This window comes from Streptomyces sp. NPDC026062 (assembly GCF_055568375.1).
In genome coordinates, this window is record NZ_JBVHOQ010000031.1 from 1 (window position 1) to 16,606 (window position 16,606).

Here is a 16,606-nt window from a genome sequence, read left to right on the forward strand (position 1 = left end):
GCCTGTGCTGCCCACCGCTTACCCCCCCCCCCCCCCCACCCACCCCCCCCCCCCCCCCCCCCCCCCCACCCCCCCCCCCCCCCCCCGGGGCCCCCCCCCCCCGGGGGCCCCCCCCCCCCCCCCGCCCCCCCCCCCGCCCCCCCCCCCCCCCCGCCCCGGCGCCCTACCATCCGGACGGATTACCCTCGGGACTTCATCCCCGGACAGTGCCATGCCCCGGCCGGTCCCGGCTTGGCTGCTTGGCCCCGGAACGATCCAGATCTGAAGGTCCTACGGGGTGGACCGTGCCCCGCATTCCGCCTGTACCACCATGTGCCGGCAGCCTCTCTCGCATGCCCCCGCCCGGCCTCCGGCACCCCCGCACGCGGCATACCGCCTCGCTGACCCGCGACAGGGTTCACGGAGGATCGATCTCGGTCACCACCACGCTGAGCTCGCACCCGAGGCCCTCCCCCTCCAAGTACAGCGCCAGGGCGATCCACCGGCCCTCTACGTACCAGAGACGGAGGTATTCACAGCCCGCGACCGTCTCGGCCCACGGGTCGGGTATCTCCTCGCCGGTCATCATCCGCTCCTGAGCACTCCACAGGCTGATCAGCTGCGGATCGCCCCAGCGTGCACCAAGCACGGTGATCAGAGCATCGTGCTCTGCGAGACACTGCGCACGGTGGTCCAGCCGCCCCGCCTCGTCGTCGTCCCAGTGATCGTCGTCGGCGTGCAAAGACGCCGTGTGGTAGCCGGGCCCGCTGACTCCCGAACCCGACCGGCGGCGATCCGTGGGAAACTCTCGGCTGCGCATCCCGTCGATGAGACGGAGGTGATGTGCGGTGGTCATGCCGTCAGTAAACCGTCCGGCACTGACAACGGATCCTTCGCCCTACACCTTGAGACGTTTTCAGCCGCCCTCCGGCTGCTGACACAGCCGCCACCGCGAGACTTCTTCGAGCAACTGACTACCCGCCCGACAGCGCACCCTAGACATCCCTGCGGCGCAGCACCCACCATCCGGCCAGCAATGCCGCCCCGGCCCACGCCGCCGTCACACAGAGCCCTGCCCAGGGTCCCAGACCACTTTCCGGATGCTGGTGCAGCACCAACTGTCCGGAACGATCGGGCAGATAGTCAGCCACGCCGCCCGCGATGTCGCCGACGACGAACGAGACGATCAGGGTGAAGGGAATGAGCAGGCCGAGCACAGCAACCGCGCTGCGGAAAAGGACAGTCAGCCCAGCGGCGAAGAGAGTCATCAGGGCGAGATATATGCCGCCGCCGGCAGCGGCCCTCAGGGCGCCGGGTTCTCCCAGCCCGATGGCGTACTCCCCCATGAACAACTGACCGACCAGAAACGAGCTGAAGCTCGTGACAAGCCCTATGGCCAGAGCTGCTCCTCCGATGAGTGACATCTTGACCGAATAGAAGAGGGTGCGGCGCGGGACCGCCGCCAGCGACATGCGCAGCGCGCCATTGGCGTACTCGGACGAGATCGCTGTCGCTCCGAAACTTATGGCTGCGATCTGGCCGAAGTTGACTGCGTAGAAGGCGCCGAACACGAGGTCCGCATCAGCGTTGTCCGCCTCCGCCTGACCGACAGTGGCGAAGGTGAGCACCGTAACTGCCATGGTGGCGAGGAATACCGCCGACAGGGATCCGGCGACGGAACGCACCGATCTGATCTTGATCCACTCGGAGCGCAGGACAGCGATGACCGACATGGTCAGGCCTCCTGGTGTGTGATGGATGTGGAAGCAGGGGACTCGAACTCCGCTGCCCCGGCCGTGAGATCCAGGTAAGCCTGTTCCAGCGTGGGCCGCTCGTCCACGAGCTGAAGAACCGGCAGCCCTTCCACGGCAGCGAGTGCACCGATTTGCTCCGCTTTGACTCCTTCGACCGTCCAGCACCCTGCCTCGCCCTGTTCGGCCCTGTACCCCCTGTTTGCCAGGACCTCACCCAGCCGGCGCGATTCAGTCATGTGGACCCGCACCCGCACCCGGGGGTGACTTCGAGAGGTCAGGAAATCCTCCATCGGAAGGTCGGCGAGCAGGCGCCCCCGGCCGAGGACGATCAGATGGTCTGCGAACGACGATGTCTCGTTCATCAGATGGCTGGACACCCAAACGGTGCGCCCCTCCCGCGCCAGCCGCTTCATCAGCTCCCGGATCCAAATGATGCCCTCCGGATCCAGCCCGTTCGACGGCTCATCGAGCATGACCACTTCGGGATCGCCGAGCAATGCCGCCGCTATACCGAGGCGCTGGCGCATGCCGAGGGAGAACGTTCTGATCCGCCGACCCCCGACGTGATCGAGTCCGGACTCCTCCAGCACTTCCTCGACTCTGGCCCCACCCAGGCCGTTGCTTGCGGCCAACGCCAGAAGGTGGTTACGCGCTGTCCGCGAGCCGTGGGCCGCCTGTGCGTCAAGCAGTACCCCCACATGGCGAAGCGGATCGTCCAGAGCCGCGTAGGTCTGCCCCCCGATCGTGGCGGAACCGCCGGTGGGCCGGTCGAGGCCGAGGACCAGCCGCATGGTGGTGGACTTTCCCGCCCCGTTGGGACCGAGGAAGCCGGTGACCAGGCCGGGCCGCACGCTGAAGGTGAGACGGTCAACGGCGCGGATGGCGCCGAAGTTCTTGGTGAGCTCGTTGACTTGGATAGTGGTCATGTCCCTCAGCCTGGCCGCCGCGCCAGGCAGTCTCCTCCCCCACCGGTGTGGATCATCTCCCCCGCTCGGGGGAGCCGGAGCGCCGAGCGCGCTGGCACGATGACAGCATGTTCAGCTTCCTCCGCCCGTTGACCGCACCGGTCACCTACACCCGGTGGCTTCATCTGCTCCTGCCCGGTGCCGCAGTGAGTGTCTGGCTGTTCATCTCGATGGACACTCCCTGGGTGCCGGTCGTCCTCGCAGCTCTGGTGGGGCTGATCCCCGGCATGCGTCTCGCCGAGGGAATCCAGGCCCAGTTGCTGCTCACACCCGAGGAACGGGGCGACCCCGAGGCAACCATCTCGGCGGCGCCCTCCACATCATGGTCCGAACGGTGGCGGACCGCGCTCTGGCTGGAGGTCCGGCTGGTGTGTGCCGGGCTGGCCGGCCTAGCAACGGTGTGGCTGTCGGCCACGGCTGTCGATCTCCTGCGTTCCGCAGCCGGATCGGAGCCCAGTGGCGAATGGTTCGCCGCCGGACTGGGAACGCACTGGTGGGCTGCGATCCTCGCGCCCGTTCCCCTGGTGATGCTGATCGCGATGGCCGTGGGCTGCGGAGAGCTGATCACCGCAGCCGCCCGGTGGCTGCTCGGCCCCACCCCGAAACAGCGGATGACCGTGTTGGAAGAGCGTACGGAGCAACTGCTCGAACGCAACCGGATCGCACGCGAGTTGCACGATTCGATCGGGCACGCCCTGACGGTCGCCGTGGTTCAGGCAGGGGCTGCCCGGGCGGCGCGCGACCCGGAGTTCACCGAGCGGGCGCTGGCGGCGATCGAGGAGACGGGCCGTGATGCGCTTGACGACCTGGAACGGGTGCTGCGAGTGCTGCGCGAATCGGGGGCGCCGCCGGGGCAGCGTCCGTCGCTGAGCGAGGCGGACCGTCTGCTGGACTCCGCACGTGGTTCCGGGGCCGAGGTCGATGCGGACTTTTCGGGGCCGCTGGAACAGGTACCGGCTTCGGTGTCACGGGAGGGGTACCGCATCCTCCAGGAGGCACTGACCAACGTCCTGCGCCATTCCGGATCGTTGGCGGTCCGCGTCCGCATCACCGTAGTCGACGACCGACTTGATCTGGAGGTGACAAATCCGCTCATGAGTTCGGCCGCCGCTCCTGTGGGTGGAAGCGGGCTCAGGGGCATCAGGGAGAGAGCCGCACTGCTGGGCGGCAGCGCCAGAACCGGACCGCACAAGGGGGAGTGGATAGTGCGAGCGAGCCTTCCTCTGCAGGGCATACCCTGATCGAATGCCGGTTACCGTGCTTCTTGTCGATGACGAACCTCTGGTCCGTGCGGGACTGCGCGCGGTCCTGGAGGCCCAGCCCGACATCGCGGTGGTGGGAGAGGCGGGTGACGGCGCAGCAGTGATCCCGTTGGTGCGTCAGCTACGTCCCGATGTGGTGGCCATGGACGTCCGCATGCCGCTGATGGACGGCATCGAAGCGACTCGGGTGGTGCTGCGCACGGTGCCGGATCCGCCGAAGATCCTGGTGGTCACGACATTCGAGAACGACGAGTACGTCTACGAGGCGCTGCGTTCCGGTGCGGACGGCTTTCTTCTCAAGCGGGCCCGGCCGGCCGAGATCGTGCACGCGGTGCGTCTGGTGGCAGAGGGCGAGTCCCTGCTGTTCCCGGCGGCAGTGCGTCAGCTCGCTGCGGAGTACGGCACAAGCAAGGCTCGGGAGGCAATGGAAAGGGCCTCCCTCACCGAGCGTGAAGCGGCCGTACTGCGGTTGATGGCCCGGGGCCTGTCCAACGCCGAGATCGCCGCCCGGCTCGTGGTGGGCGTCGAAACGGTGAAGACCCATGTCAGCGCCGTACTGGCCAAGTTGGGTGCGCGGGACCGCACTCAGGCGGTCATCGCCGCCTACGAGTCGGGATTCGTCGCTCCGAGCTGAAGCCAGTTGTTTCCGGGCCGCCCTGCCGCTCGGGGATTCGACGGCCTTGCCACCCCGGTCCGGCGACTTGCCGCCCACACTCGCCCAGTCCCTGAGCAGCGAGTACGATCCGCCTGACATGCGCACGAGCTGGGAGGACACACCGTGGGCCGGCTGACCGGTGGGGACCCGTCGTTGCTGCGTCGGATCAATTCCGCGGTGGTTCTGCATGCCCTGAGGGGCGCGGAATCACCGACCCTCACGGACCTGACCCGGATCACGGGCCTGTCACGGCCCACAGTCGAGGGCGTCATGGAGGGACTGTTCGAGGCCGGGCTGGTCGTCGAGTCGGCCCCCGACGGTGCCGAGGCACGACGTCAGGGACGGCCCGCCCGCCGGTTCCGCTTCCGGGCCGAGGCGGGGCATCTGCTGGGCATCGAGATCGGCCCGCACCGGGTCTCGGCGCTGTTGTCCGGGCTGGACGGCCGGATCATCGGCGCCGGATCTCGTGAGGTTTCGGAGGCCGCCGGCGCGGACGACCGTCTCGACAAGGTACGGACCGTAGTCGCCGACGTCCTGCGCCGCACGGGCGTGGCCCGCAGCAGCCTGCGCGCGGTGGGCGTGGGCAGTCCGGGCATCGTGGAGGCCGACGGCACCGTCCGTCTGGGCACGGCTCTTCCGGACTGGACGGGCCTGGCGCTCGGTGAGCGCCTGAGGCGCTCGTTCCGCTGCCCCGTTCTCGTGGAGAACGATGCGAACGCGGCTGCCGTCGCGGAGCACTGGAAGGGCGCGGCCACGGAGTCCGACGACATCGTGTTCGTACTGGCGGGTCTCAGTCCAGGGGCGGGCTCACTGATCGGCGGACGGCTGCACCGGGGTTTCGGCGGGGCGGCGGGCGAGATCGGGGCGCTGCATCTCCTGGGCCGCGACGTCACGCCGGAGAGACTGCTGTCGACGACCGACACCCCTCTGGACCCGCTGGACGAGCACGCGGTCGCGGCGGTGTTCGCCAAGGCCCGGCACGGCGACGATCAGGCTCAGGCAGCAGTCGAGCGGTTCATTCAGCGCCTGGTCCATGACGTGGCGGCGCTGGTCCTGGCGCTCGATCCGGAACTGGTGGTCATCGGCGGCTGGGCCGCCGGACTGGACGGAGTGCTGGACCCTCTCCGAAATGAGCTGGCCCGGTACTGTCTGCGCCCCCCTCGGGTGGCACTGTCGCTGCTCGGCGAGGCCGCGGTGGCCACGGGCGCGCTGCGGCTGGCGCTCGACCATGTGGAGGAGCAGCTCTTCGCCGTGGAGGGAACGGTGACGGCCCGCCGCTGAGTGCGACGGGCCGTACGGTGCACGGCGGTGTGGTGACGCCCGTGCGGGCGGTCACCCGGTCCGGTCAGGATGCCTGGCGGGTCTGGTCCGGTCAGGATGCCTGGCGGGTCTGGTCCGGTCAGGATGCCTGGCGGGTCTGGTCGTGGTGGCTGATTTCCAGGTCGCCCGAGTCGCCGAAGGTGAGTCGGCACGTGTCGGCCCGGTACGTGGCGACGGAGACGGCTGCTGTGCCGCCGGCCGCGAGGTAGCGGGTCGTCACAACAAGGACGGGGGCACCGGGAAGCCGGTCGAGTTCCTTGGCGTCGTCCGCGCGCGCCGAGCCGAGCTCGACGGAACGATCCTGTCCGTCGAGGCCGAGCCGGTGCAGTTCGCGTACGACACTGCGGGCCCTGGCGGGGCCTGACGGGCTGTCTATCGCGGAGAGATCCGGAACGGAGGCCGCCGGCACGTACAGCAGCTCCGCCGCCACCGCCTGTCCGTGGGTGAGCCGGATCCTGCGCACGATGTGGACAGGCTCGTCACCTGCCACGTCGAGCACGCCGGCCACGGCGGCCGGTGCCGCTGCTGTCCGGCAGTCGACCGACTGCCATGCCTCGCCCGCACCGCCGCCGGTCCAGTCGTGCTGAGCCGTGGAGACAGCGACGCCCACACGCGGCGGTGCGACGGTGGTACCGACTCCGCGGCGGCGTTGCAGCCTGCCTTCGAGTTCGAGCTGCTCCAGGGCCTGCCGGAGCGTGGCCCGGGCGACGCCGAACCGGGCGGCGAGCTCCCGCTCATTGGGGAGGATCTCCCCCACCGCAAAGTCCGAGTCGAGTGCCTCACTGAGCACGGTCTTGAGGTGCCAGTACTTCGGCTCCTGCACCGATTCCAGCTGCGTGGTCCCCACCCTGTCCTCCGACATCGCCCAGCGGCTTTTCCGCGACGTTATTTATTAAAGGTTCCTGTCTTAACGTTGAGACCATAGGACGGCACACCCCCTTGGTCAAGACCAATCCTGGGGCCGAGGGGCCGCGAACCGGCGATCCGCCGTGCAGCGTTCACAGGACGTTCGCGGAAGGAGAGCCGTACGCAGCGCAAAGCCCCACGTCCTGGGGCGGGTCCGTGGGGCTTGGGCGGCGGGTGGGGCAAGTCCCGGTACGAGCAGCCGGATGCCGGTCCCGGGAACTGGCGCCAGGGACCGGTCCCGGGAGCCAGATGCCGGGAACCGGATGCCGGTTCCGGGAAGTGACCGATCGGGTCCGGTCGCCTACTCGCCGGCGAAAGCGGTTAGTTTGTCAGGATTACGTACGATGTATACGCATTGGATGACTCCATTCCGCGCTTCCACCTGGACCGCGGAGTCCGGCTTGCCACCGGAGAGAACCAGTACCGCCGGACCGCCGTTCAGTTCCAGGAAGCGAATCGTCAGGTCGGGGATCTGGCTGTGCGCGACAGCGAAGAGGAACCTGGCGACCTTGTCCGCGCTCTGCAGGATCCGCAGGGGCGCCTTCGACTTTCCACCACTGTCACCGACGAGCCGTACGTCGGGGGCGAGCAGCGTGAGCAGAGCGGCGATGTCACCGCCGGCGGCCGCGGCCAGAAAGCGTTCCGTGAGGTCACGGCGCTGAGCGGGGTCGACGTCGTAGCGTGGCTTGCGTTCCTCCACGTGACGGCGGGCGCGTCCGGCAAGCTGGCGCACGGCTGCTTCGGTCCTGTCCAGCGTCGTGGCGATCTCCGCGTAGGGAAAACCGAAGGCCTCACGGAGGACGAAGACGGCACGCTCCAGCGGAGACAGCGACTCGAGCACGACAAGGACAGCGACGGAGACGGAGTCGGCGAGGACAGCTTGTTCCTCGGTGTCGGGCACGGACGGACCGAAGTCGGTGACCAGGGGTTCCGGCAGCCAGGGTCCGACGTACGCCTCGCGTCGCGTACGGAGCAGGCGCAGCCGGTCGATGGCGAGGCGGGTGACAATCCTGACCAGGAAGGCACGCGGTTCACGCACGTCCTCCCGGGAAGCGGCCGACCAACGGAGCCAGGCCTCCTGGACCACGTCCTCGGCGTCGGCGCGCCGGGCGAGCATGCGGTAGGCCACTCCGGTGAGTACGGGCCGGTGCTCTTCGAAGACCTCGGTCACGGTTTCGGTTGTCACCCGCCCATACCAGCCGACCCGCAGCGCGGTGTCCAGTTCGACGCCGCCACCCTCTTGAACTACAAGCTACCTGGCGGTAATTGTTTTTGACGGGATGTCTAATCCGCTTGCCGGCACGGTTCCTACGTGTCGCCCTCACCCAGGAGTACCTTCCATGGCCACCACGGTCTCGTTCACCGTCGAGTCACCCCGAGGACGACCGCGGACCGTGTCCGTCGCCTACGAACGGTCGGGCTCCGGCCAGCCACTGCTCCTGCTCCACGGCATCGGCCACCACCGTCATGCCTGGGACCCGGTGATACCGGTCCTGGCCGTGGAACGCGATGTCATCGCCATCGACCTACCGGGTTTCGGCGCCTCCCCCGGGCTCCCCGACGACCTTGCCTACGACCTGACGACCGTGGCGCCACTGCTCGGAACCTTCTGCGAGGCGATCGGCGTGGACCGCCCCCATGTGGCGGGGAACTCGCTCGGCGGCCTGCTCGCGCTGGAACTGGGGCGCGAGAAGCTGGCACGCTCGGTGACGGCGCTCTCACCCGCCGGGTTCTGGACGGAACGTGAACGCCGGTATGCGTTCGGAACGCTCCGCGCCATGCGGCTGGCAGCGGAATCGATGCCGCTGCCCCTCATTGAGCGGCTGTCCCACTCCGCAGCCGGCCGCACCGCTCTGACCAGCACCATCTACGCCCGGCCCGGTCGGCGTCCACCGGAGGCCGCCGTGGCCGAGACCCTGGCCCTGCGTCAGGCGCCCGGCTTCCACCGGACGCTGGCAGCCGGGCGGGACGTCCTGTTCGCCGACGACGTGCCGGGGCTGCCGGTGACCATAGCCTGGGGCGACCGCGACCGGCTGCTCCTGCGACGCCAGGGCATCCGGGCCAAGCGCACCGTCCCCGGCGCCCGCCTGGTCCGGCTTCCCGGCTGCGGCCACGTCCCGATGAACGACGACCCCGCGCTGGTGGCGCGAGTCATCCTCGACACCAGCCGCTGAGTCCACCACCCGGTCAGGACCCCGTCGGCGCAGAACGACAGAACGCGTCGCCACCCCGGACAGGGATCAGCCCCGCGAGGAAGGCCGCACCGCCGCCGCCCCGCCACCCGGCCACCCGACCACCCGGCCGACGGATGCGTCGCTCCGGTGCGCGGTTGAGCGCACCTGCCGTCGGCGGACGTCGCGCGGAGTGCGGAGGCCGACCCGGCCTCGGTCTGCCGGCCGGCTCGCGGCAGGGAAAGCGGAGGAGCCCGCGGCGGGTCCGGGTATTCACCTCGCGTTGGTGTGCCCGCCTCCGGCAGACGCGAGGGTGAGTCCCGCCCCTCAGTCCGTACGTCCGACCAGCCGCCCCGGAGGCCCTTCGATGCCGTCCCGTCCGCGATTCCCGTCCCCCGGCCGACGTACCGTGCTGCGCGGTTCGCTGGCCGCCTCGGTCGCTCTCGGACTCCCCGTGGCGGGCGCGGCGGTCCCCGCCTTCGCGCGGTCCGGCCGTCCCGACGCGGCCTGGGGTGTGCAGGTGGGTGATGTCACGTCCTCCTCCGCACTGGTCTGGGTGCGGTCGGACCGGCCTGCCCGGATGGTGGTGGAGACGTCGGCGACGGAGTCGTTCCGGCGCACCCGCACCTGGCACGGCCCGCTCCTTGGCTCCGGCACGGACTTCACCGGGACGACGCCGCTCCACGGGCTGCCGCCCGGCGAGCAGGTGCACTACCGGGTGACGCTCTCCGCTGCGGACGACCCCCGCCGCACCGGCGAACCGGTGTACGGCACCTTCAGGACCGCGTCGGCCCGCCGTCGGGACGGTGTGCGCTTTCTGTGGTCCGGCGACATCGCGGGCCAGGGATGGGGCATCAATCCGGACATCGGGGGCTACCGGGTGTACGACGAGATGCGCCGCCTCGACCCCGACTTCTTCCTGTGCAGCGGCGACAACATCTACGCGGACGGGGTGATCGAACCGAGCGTGACGCTGCCCGACGGACGTGTCTGGCGCAACGTCACCACCGAGGAGAAGGCCAAGGTCGCCGAGACGCTCGCCGAGTACCGGGGGAACTTCCGCTACAACCTGCTGGACGACAACCTCCGCAGGTTCAACGCGCAGGTGCCCTCGGTGATTCAGTGGGACGACCACGAGGTGCGCAACAACTGGTATCCGGGGCAGATTCTCGACGACGCCCGGTACACCGAGAAGGACGTGGACGTGCTGGCCGCACGCTCGGCGCAGGCCTTCCGCGAGTACTTCCCGGTCTCGGCTCCGCACGACGTCACGGGCGGGGGCAGAATCCACCGGGTCGTGCGGCACGGACCGCTTCTCGACCTGTTCGTGCTGGACATGCGGACCTTCCGCAACGCCAACTCCCCGGGTCGGCAGGCCGCCGACGCCACCGGAATCCTCGGCGCCGAGCAGTTGGCCTGGCTCAAGCGGGAACTGTCGAAGTCCAGGGCGGTGTGGAAGGTGATCGCCGCGGACATGCCGCTCGGACTGGTCGTCGCCGACGGCGCCACCGACTTCGAGGCCGTGGCGCAGGGCGATCCGGGGGCTCCGCTCGGCCGCGAGCTGCAGATCGCCGAACTGCTGAGGTTCATCAAGCACCGCCGGATCACCGGCACCGTGTGGCTGACGGCGGACGTGCACTACACCTCGGCCCAGCACTACGTCCCCGACCGGGCGGCCTTCAAGGACTTCGCGCCCTTCTGGGAGTTCGTCACCGGACCGCTGGCGGCCGGCCAGTTCCCGTCCAACGCACTCGACGGCACGTTCGGCCCCCACCAGGTGTTCGTTCAGGCACCCGACCGGGCCAACGTCTCACCGATGGAGACGCCTTCGCTCTTCGGCGAGGTGGACATCGACGGCGACAGCGGCGAGTTGACCGTGCGCCTACGCGAACACGGCGGATCCGTCCTGTTCAGCAAGGTGCTCCAGCCGGGACGCGTCGGGCAGTGAGCCCAACGTCCCGGTCCGCCGGCACCGGCCCGTCCGGCTGAGAACCTTCCTGCCCGGCACTCCCACCTCGCCTCCCGCCACGCGCCACGCGCCGAGTCCCCTCCCGGACCTCGCTCAAATTCAGCATGCCAACCGGCCAAAAACAGACGATAGCCGACTAGATCCACACTTAACCCATCGGTCACAAGGTGTTCGTGATCAGGCAACACCGTTCGGTCACAGTGGGGTCATGACTGATGTGACCTCCGCGAAGAGTGCCCGCCGCCCCCACCACTGGCGGCGGGACCTCATCGAGCTCGCCGCCCTGTTCACCGCGGTCGCCGTCGCCGACGCGATCGCGAACCTGATCGGACACCAGCCGGACGGGCCGTATCTGCTCATCGCCTCGGCCGTGGCGCTGACCGCCACCGCCGCGTTCCACACCTGGTGGGCGCGGCGTCACAGCCACGCACCACCGCCGGATGCCGACGGTGCGGACGCCCAGGCCGTGGGTGAGGCCACCGCGTCCGACACCCCGTCGCCGGACTCCGCAGACGCCGAGACGGTGCTGTGGCGGATGCGCACGACGGTCCGGGACGCTCCCGGCAGCCTGGCGGCGCTCTGCACTGTGCTGGCCCGCCACCGGATCGACATCCTGACCCTTCAGACCCATCCGCTGGCCGACGGCACCGTCGACGAGTTCCTGTTGCGGGCACCCGCCGCACTGCCCGCCGCGCAACTGACCCGCGCCGTCTCCGAGGCCGGCGGCAGCTCCACCTGGATCGAGCGCGCCGACGCCCACGATCTGGTGGACACCCCGACCCGGGTGCTCGGCCTCGCCACCCGCACGGCTCTCGACGCCGCGGAACTCCCCCTGGCTCTGCGCCAGCTGCTCGGCCGGTGCACCATCCACTCGCTGCCCGCCGTGTCGATCACCGGACGCGCCACCGGGGAGACCGCGCCCGTGGAAGGAGTGCTGGAGGAGACGGTGATGCGGCTGCGCGATCCGTCGGGCGGTGTCATCACCGTCGAGCGCCCTTATCTCCCCTTCACGCCCACCGAGTTCGCCAGGGCGCGCGCCCTGGTCGAGCTGGATGCCCGGCTCGGCCCCCGCGTCCCGCGCAGTGAGCACGTACTCACCCTGCCCGAGGGCAACGCGATCACCGTCCGCCGGGCGGACAGCAGCGATCTCGAAGCGGCCAGGGCCATGCACGACCGCTGCTCGGAGCAGACCCTGCGCCTGAGGTACCACGGGCCGGTCCGGGACGCCGACCGCTATCTCGAACACCTGCTGAGCCCGCGCTTCGGGCGCACGCTCGCCGTCCAGACGGCCTCCGGCCGGACGGTGGCCCTCGGCCATCTCCTGTGGGACGGGGACGAGACCGAGGTCGCCCTGCTCGTCGAGGACGACTGGCAGCGCCGCGGCATCGGCTCCGAATTGCTGGGCCGCCTGGTGACGCTCGCCGTCGAGGCGGGCTGCGAGAGCGTCTACGCCGTCACCCAGGCGTCGAACACCGGCATGGTCGCCGCCATGCGCGCGCTCTCGCTGCCCCTCGACTACCAGATCGAGGAGGGGACGCTCGTGATCACCGCCCGGCTGGGCGCGACACCGGTACTGCCCCTGCCGCCGTATGGGCAGGCTGAGGCTGATCGCTGACAGCCTGCCGCGCGGGCCCATCCCCGCTCAGCGCCTGGCACAGGTCGGCCCAGAGGTCCTCCACGTCCTCCAGCCCGACCGACATGCGCAGCAGCCGGTCGCCGACCCCCGAGGACTGACGGTCTCCTTCATCCACAATGCGGTGGCTGATGGAGGCCGGGTGCTGGATCAGGGTGTCCACGCTGCCGAGACTGACTGCGGGAGTGATCAGCCGTACTGCGGCGATCACCCCGTGAGGGTCCCCGTAGACCTCGAAGGAGACCATCGCGCCGCCCAGTGCCGGGTAGTGCACACGGGCGATCCGTGGGTCGGCGGAGAGCCGGCGGGCAAGTTCCGCGGCGTTGGCCGAGGCGGCCCGGACGCGCACCGGCAGCGTGGCGAGACCGCGCAGCAGGAGGTATCCCGCCATCGGATGAAGCACCCCGCCGGTGGCGAAGCGCACTTGGCGCAGCCGGGCCGCGAACTCCTCGTCGCAGGCGACGACTCCGCCCATGACGTCACCGTGGCCGCCCAGGTACTTCGTGGCACTGTGCAGCACGAGCCGCGCCCCGTGTTCGACGGGCCGCTGGAGAACGGGAGTGGCGAAGGTGTTGTCGACCAGCAGCGGCACCGAGCCGCAGGAGTGCGCGACCGCCCGGATGTCGACCTCCGCGAGGGTCGGGTTGGCCGGCGTCTCGACGATCACCAGCCCCGTGTCGGGGCGGATCGCGTCGGCGATGCCCGCGGGATCCGTCCAGGTCACCTCCGTGCCGAGGAGCCCGGCGCCCAGGAGATGGTCGCTGCAGCCGTAGAGCGGGCGGACGGCCACCACATGGCGCAGTCCCATGCTCGCGCGGGCCAGCAGTACGGCGGTGAGCGCGGCCATACCGCTGGCGAACGCCACGGCGCTCTCGGCCCCTTCGAGGCGGGCCAGGGCCGTCTCGAACCGGGCAGTGGTCGGATTGTCGAGCCGGGCGTAGACGGGCGGCCCGTCGAGCCGGGCGCCGGTGGCCGTGAAGGAGTCGATCCGTTCCGCCTCACCCCTGGAGTCGTAACTGGGGTAGGTGGTGGACAGGTCGATCGGCGGGGCGTGCAGTCCGAGTGCCGCGAGATCTTCGCGTCCGGCGTGCACGGCTTCGGTGGCAGGCGCCCGGTACGGGGGTGTCGTCGCGGACGCCGTCGAGGATTGGATGTCCATGCACCCACTCTGAACAGTCATCGGGTCAGACACGCGATACCCCGTGCTACGTTCGGCGAATGACCGATTCCGTCGCTCTCGACACGGTGGATCTGCACATTCTGCGGCTGCTCCAGAACGATGCCCGGACCACGTACCGCGAGCTCGCGGCCGAGGTCGGGGTCGCCCCGTCGACCTGCCTGGACCGGGTCGCCAGGCTGCGCCGCACGGGCGTCATCCTCGGCCATCAGCTGCGGCTGGACCCTGCCAGGATGGGCCGCGGCCTTGAGGCGTTCCTCTCCGTGCAGGTCCGGCCGCACCGCCGGGAGCTCATCGGACCGTTCGTCGACCGGATCAGGACGCTGCCCGAGTCGCGTGCGCTGTTCCATCTGACCGGCCCCGACGACTATCTGGTCCATGTGGCCGTGACCGACACCGCGGACCTTCAGCGTCTGGTCCTGGACGAGTTCACGTCTCGGCGCGAAGTGGCACGCGTGGAGACCCGGCTGATATTCCAGCAGTGGGAGTGCGGTCCGCTGCTGCCGCCGCCGGCCCGGACGGCCGAAGCGGGGCCGGGACAGGTCCATGGCGCCGATCGGTAGTGACGCGGAGCCCCTCTCCGTACGAGGATGTCCATATGTCAGACACTCCGAGCAGCGCGCTGCCCCGCCAGGTCGCCGACACCTACGTCGACGCATTTATCGAACTCGACCCGATCTGCGGCACCTATCTGGGTGTCGCGGAGAGCTCGCGCCGCCTTCCCGACTTCTCCCCCGCCGGCCAGGAAGCACTGGCCGAGCTGGCCCGCACCACGCTCGCGCTCCTCGACCGGGCCGAGCAGCTTCCCGGCGCCGCCGATGACTCCGAACGCCGCTGCGGCCGCCTCCTCCGTGAGCGTCTGACAGCCGAACTCGCCGTTCACGAAGCCGACGAGGCGCTGCGGGCCGTTTCCAATCTGCATTCCCCGGCCCACTCGATCCGTGAGGTGTTCACCGTGACACCCACCGAGACGGACGAGGACTGGGCTGCCGTCGTGGAACGGCTCAAGGCGGTTCCTGCCGCGCTGTCCGGCTACCGCGAGTGCCTCGCGCTCGGCCTGGAGCGGAAGCTGTACGGCGGCCCGCGCGCCACCGCCACCTTCATCGGCCAGCTCGACGAGTGGATCGGCGACGGCACGCCGGGGTTCTTCCAGGACTTCGCCGCCGCGGGACCGGACACGCTGCGCACCGAACTGGCCGCCGCCGCGGCGCAGGCCACCCGGGCGCTGGAGGAGCTGCGGGACTGGACGCGTGACGTGTACGCCCCCACGATCGAGGGTGCTCCGGACACGACGGGCCGTGAGCGGTACGCCCGCTGGTCGCGCTACTACAACGGGACCGACCTGGATCTCGACGAGGCGTACGCGTACGGCTGGTCGGAGTACCACCGGCTGCTCGCCGAGATGCGGACCGAGGCCGAGAAGGTGCTGCCCGGCGCGGGCCCCTGGGAGGCGCTGGCCCATCTCGATGTGCATGGCAAGCACATCGAGGGGGTCGACGAGGTCCAGGTGTGGCTGCAGGGCCTGATGGACGAGGCGATCGAGGCTATGGACGGGACGCACTTCGAACTCGCCGAGCGGGTCCGCAAGGTGGAGTCCCGCATCGCTCCGCCCGGTGGCGCCGCGGCGCCGTACTACACGGGTCCGTCCGAGGACTTCTCGCGCCCCGGCCGCACCTGGCTGCCGACGATGGGCGAAACCCGGTTCCCGGTGTACGACCTGGTCTCCACCTGGTACCACGAGGGCGTTCCCGGCCATCACCTCCAGCTGGCCCAGTGGGCGCACGTCGCCGAGAGCCTCTCGCGCTACCAGGCCTCCATCGGCATCGTCAGCGCCAACGCCGAGGGCTGGGCCCTGTACGCGGAGCGTCTGATGGACGAGCTGGGCTTCCTGCCCGACGCCGAGCGGCGGCTGGGCTATCTGGACGCCCAGATGATGCGGGCCTGCCGGGTGATCGTGGACATCGGCATGCACGCGGAGCTGGAGATCCCGGCCGACTCGCCGTTCCACCCCGGTGAGCGGTGGACGCCGGAGCTGGCCCAGGAGTTCTTCGGCAACCACAGCGGCCGGCCCGCCGATTTCGTGGAGAGCGAGCTCACCCGCTATCTCTCGATGCCGGGTCAGGCCATCGGTTACAAGCTGGGCGAGCGTGCCTGGCTGCTCGGCCGGGAGAACGCCCGCGCGGCGCACGGTGACGACTTCGACCTCAAGTCCTGGCACATGGCCGCCCTGTCCCAGGGGCCGCTGGGTCTGGACGATCTGGTGGACGAGCTGTCGAAGCTCTGACCGGACCGCCCGCCGGTCCGGACCTGCTGTCCGGGGCCGGCGGGCGGTGTCGGCATCCGCAGTCGCCGGATTCGTCCGGTGCGGGGAGCGGATCGGCGGTACACCGCTCGGGCCCCCGCCAGGTCTCGAACGCGAGCCCTCACGCGCCCCGCGCTCGAAGCCGCCGAGCATCTCCTCGACCTGGTAGACGAGTTCGGCGAGCGCGAGCGCGGCACGGGTGACTCCGTTGCATCCCGGTCCCCAGCGGTAGGTGACCACGGGCACGGCCGGGTCGAGCAGGTCCCGCGTCCGCCCGGCGATGAGGGCCGTCGGCAGATGGACGGCCCCGGGGATGTGCCCCTGGACCCAGGACTCGGTGGAGCGGGAGTCGAGGAGCACGAAGCCGGGGTCGCCGTCGTCGGCCAGTGCGGCGGCGACGTCCGAGACATCGGCGTGGAAGGCGAGCGAGGCGGCGAAGTGGGCTGCGGCGACGGCAGGAGCCGCCGTCGGAACACGCAGTACGGGGTTCGTGGCCAGGTGCGGGAGCGGTAT

14 protein-coding genes and 1 pseudogene are annotated in these 16,606 nt (G+C 70.1%); 8 read left to right on the forward strand and 7 right to left on the reverse strand.

Going from position 1 to position 16,606, the window contains the following annotated elements; all coding sequences use genetic code 11:
- Window positions 1–397: 397 nt before the first annotated feature.
- The 3 genes from ACZ4LX_RS25815 to ACZ4LX_RS25825 form a co-directional block, all read right to left on the reverse strand.
- Entirely contained in the window at window positions 398–835 is a 438-nt protein-coding gene (locus tag ACZ4LX_RS25815; RefSeq protein ID WP_467638379.1) for a hypothetical protein, read from the reverse strand.
- A gap of 139 nt (window positions 836–974) precedes the next feature.
- Entirely contained in the window at window positions 975–1,712 is a 738-nt protein-coding gene (locus ACZ4LX_RS25820; RefSeq protein WP_467638382.1) for an ABC transporter permease, read from the reverse strand.
- Window positions 1,713–1,714: 2 nt separating this feature from the next.
- Window positions 1,715–2,659, reverse strand: coding sequence for an ATP-binding cassette domain-containing protein (locus tag ACZ4LX_RS25825; protein WP_467638385.1), 945 nt, complete (start codon window positions 2,657–2,659; stop codon window positions 1,715–1,717).
- A 107-nt stretch (window positions 2,660–2,766) separates the two neighbouring features.
- Here ACZ4LX_RS25825 and ACZ4LX_RS25830 point away from each other — a divergent pair, with 107 nt between their 5' ends.
- The 3 genes from ACZ4LX_RS25830 (at window position 2,767) to ACZ4LX_RS25840 (ending at window position 5,896) form a co-directional block, all read left to right on the forward strand.
- Window positions 2,767–3,939, forward strand: a complete 1,173-nt coding sequence (locus ACZ4LX_RS25830; RefSeq protein WP_467638388.1) for a sensor histidine kinase — start codon at window positions 2,767–2,769, stop codon at window positions 3,937–3,939.
- A 4-nt stretch (window positions 3,940–3,943) separates the two neighbouring features.
- Window positions 3,944–4,594 carry a response regulator transcription factor gene (locus ACZ4LX_RS25835; RefSeq protein ID WP_467638391.1) on the forward strand — a complete coding sequence of 217 codons (651 nt, stop codon included), beginning with the start codon at window positions 3,944–3,946 and terminating at the stop codon, window positions 4,592–4,594.
- Window positions 4,595–4,738: 144 nt separating this feature from the next.
- Window positions 4,739–5,896, forward strand: a complete 1,158-nt coding sequence (locus ACZ4LX_RS25840; protein WP_467638394.1) for an ROK family protein — start codon at window positions 4,739–4,741, stop codon at window positions 5,894–5,896.
- 118 nt (window positions 5,897–6,014) lie between these two features.
- Here ACZ4LX_RS25840 and ACZ4LX_RS25845 read toward each other — a convergent pair whose 3' ends face one another.
- Together ACZ4LX_RS25845 and ACZ4LX_RS25850 are read right to left on the reverse strand one after the other, a co-directional pair.
- Entirely contained in the window at window positions 6,015–6,782 is a 768-nt protein-coding gene (locus tag ACZ4LX_RS25845; RefSeq protein WP_467638398.1) for a GntR family transcriptional regulator, read from the reverse strand.
- 360 nt (window positions 6,783–7,142) lie between these two features.
- Window positions 7,143–8,027 carry an RNA polymerase sigma-70 factor gene (locus ACZ4LX_RS25850; protein ID WP_467638401.1) on the reverse strand — a complete coding sequence of 295 codons (885 nt, stop codon included), beginning with the start codon at window positions 8,025–8,027 and terminating at the stop codon, window positions 7,143–7,145.
- 154 nt (window positions 8,028–8,181) lie between these two features.
- On the opposite strand from ACZ4LX_RS25850, the gene ACZ4LX_RS25855 reads away from it, so the two are divergent.
- From ACZ4LX_RS25855 to ACZ4LX_RS25865, 3 genes are all read left to right on the forward strand, one after another.
- Window positions 8,182–9,015 (forward strand): alpha/beta fold hydrolase, encoded by an 834-nt coding sequence (locus ACZ4LX_RS25855; RefSeq protein WP_467638404.1) that lies wholly within the window; start codon window positions 8,182–8,184, stop codon window positions 9,013–9,015.
- Window positions 9,016–9,379: 364 nt separating this feature from the next.
- Window positions 9,380–10,960: an alkaline phosphatase D family protein gene (locus ACZ4LX_RS25860; RefSeq protein ID WP_467638407.1), complete on the forward strand. Its 1,581-nt coding sequence runs from the start codon at window positions 9,380–9,382 to the stop codon at window positions 10,958–10,960.
- A 229-nt stretch (window positions 10,961–11,189) separates the two neighbouring features.
- A complete protein-coding gene (locus ACZ4LX_RS25865; RefSeq protein WP_467638410.1) occupies window positions 11,190–12,596 on the forward strand; it encodes a GNAT family N-acetyltransferase in 1,407 nt (468 codons plus the stop codon).
- Here ACZ4LX_RS25865 and ACZ4LX_RS25870 read toward each other — a convergent pair.
- Window positions 12,526–13,773 carry a trans-sulfuration enzyme family protein gene (locus ACZ4LX_RS25870; protein WP_467638413.1) on the reverse strand — a complete coding sequence of 416 codons (1,248 nt, stop codon included), beginning with the start codon at window positions 13,771–13,773 and terminating at the stop codon, window positions 12,526–12,528. The two genes, ACZ4LX_RS25865 and ACZ4LX_RS25870, sit on opposite strands and share 71 nt — an antisense overlap.
- A gap of 59 nt (window positions 13,774–13,832) precedes the next feature.
- Here ACZ4LX_RS25870 and ACZ4LX_RS25875 point away from each other — a divergent pair, with 59 nt between their 5' ends.
- Window positions 13,833–14,354: an Lrp/AsnC family transcriptional regulator gene (locus ACZ4LX_RS25875; RefSeq protein WP_467638416.1), complete on the forward strand. Its 522-nt coding sequence runs from the start codon at window positions 13,833–13,835 to the stop codon at window positions 14,352–14,354.
- 35 nt (window positions 14,355–14,389) lie between these two features.
- Window positions 14,390–16,075 (forward strand): DUF885 domain-containing protein, encoded by a 1,686-nt coding sequence (locus tag ACZ4LX_RS25880; protein WP_467638418.1) that lies wholly within the window; start codon window positions 14,390–14,392, stop codon window positions 16,073–16,075.
- Between the two features lie 52 nt (window positions 16,076–16,127).
- Here the strand turns inward: ACZ4LX_RS25880 and ACZ4LX_RS25885 are convergent.
- Window positions 16,128–16,606 (reverse strand): annotated as a pseudogene (locus ACZ4LX_RS25885) (rhodanese-like domain-containing protein); the annotation flags it as partial.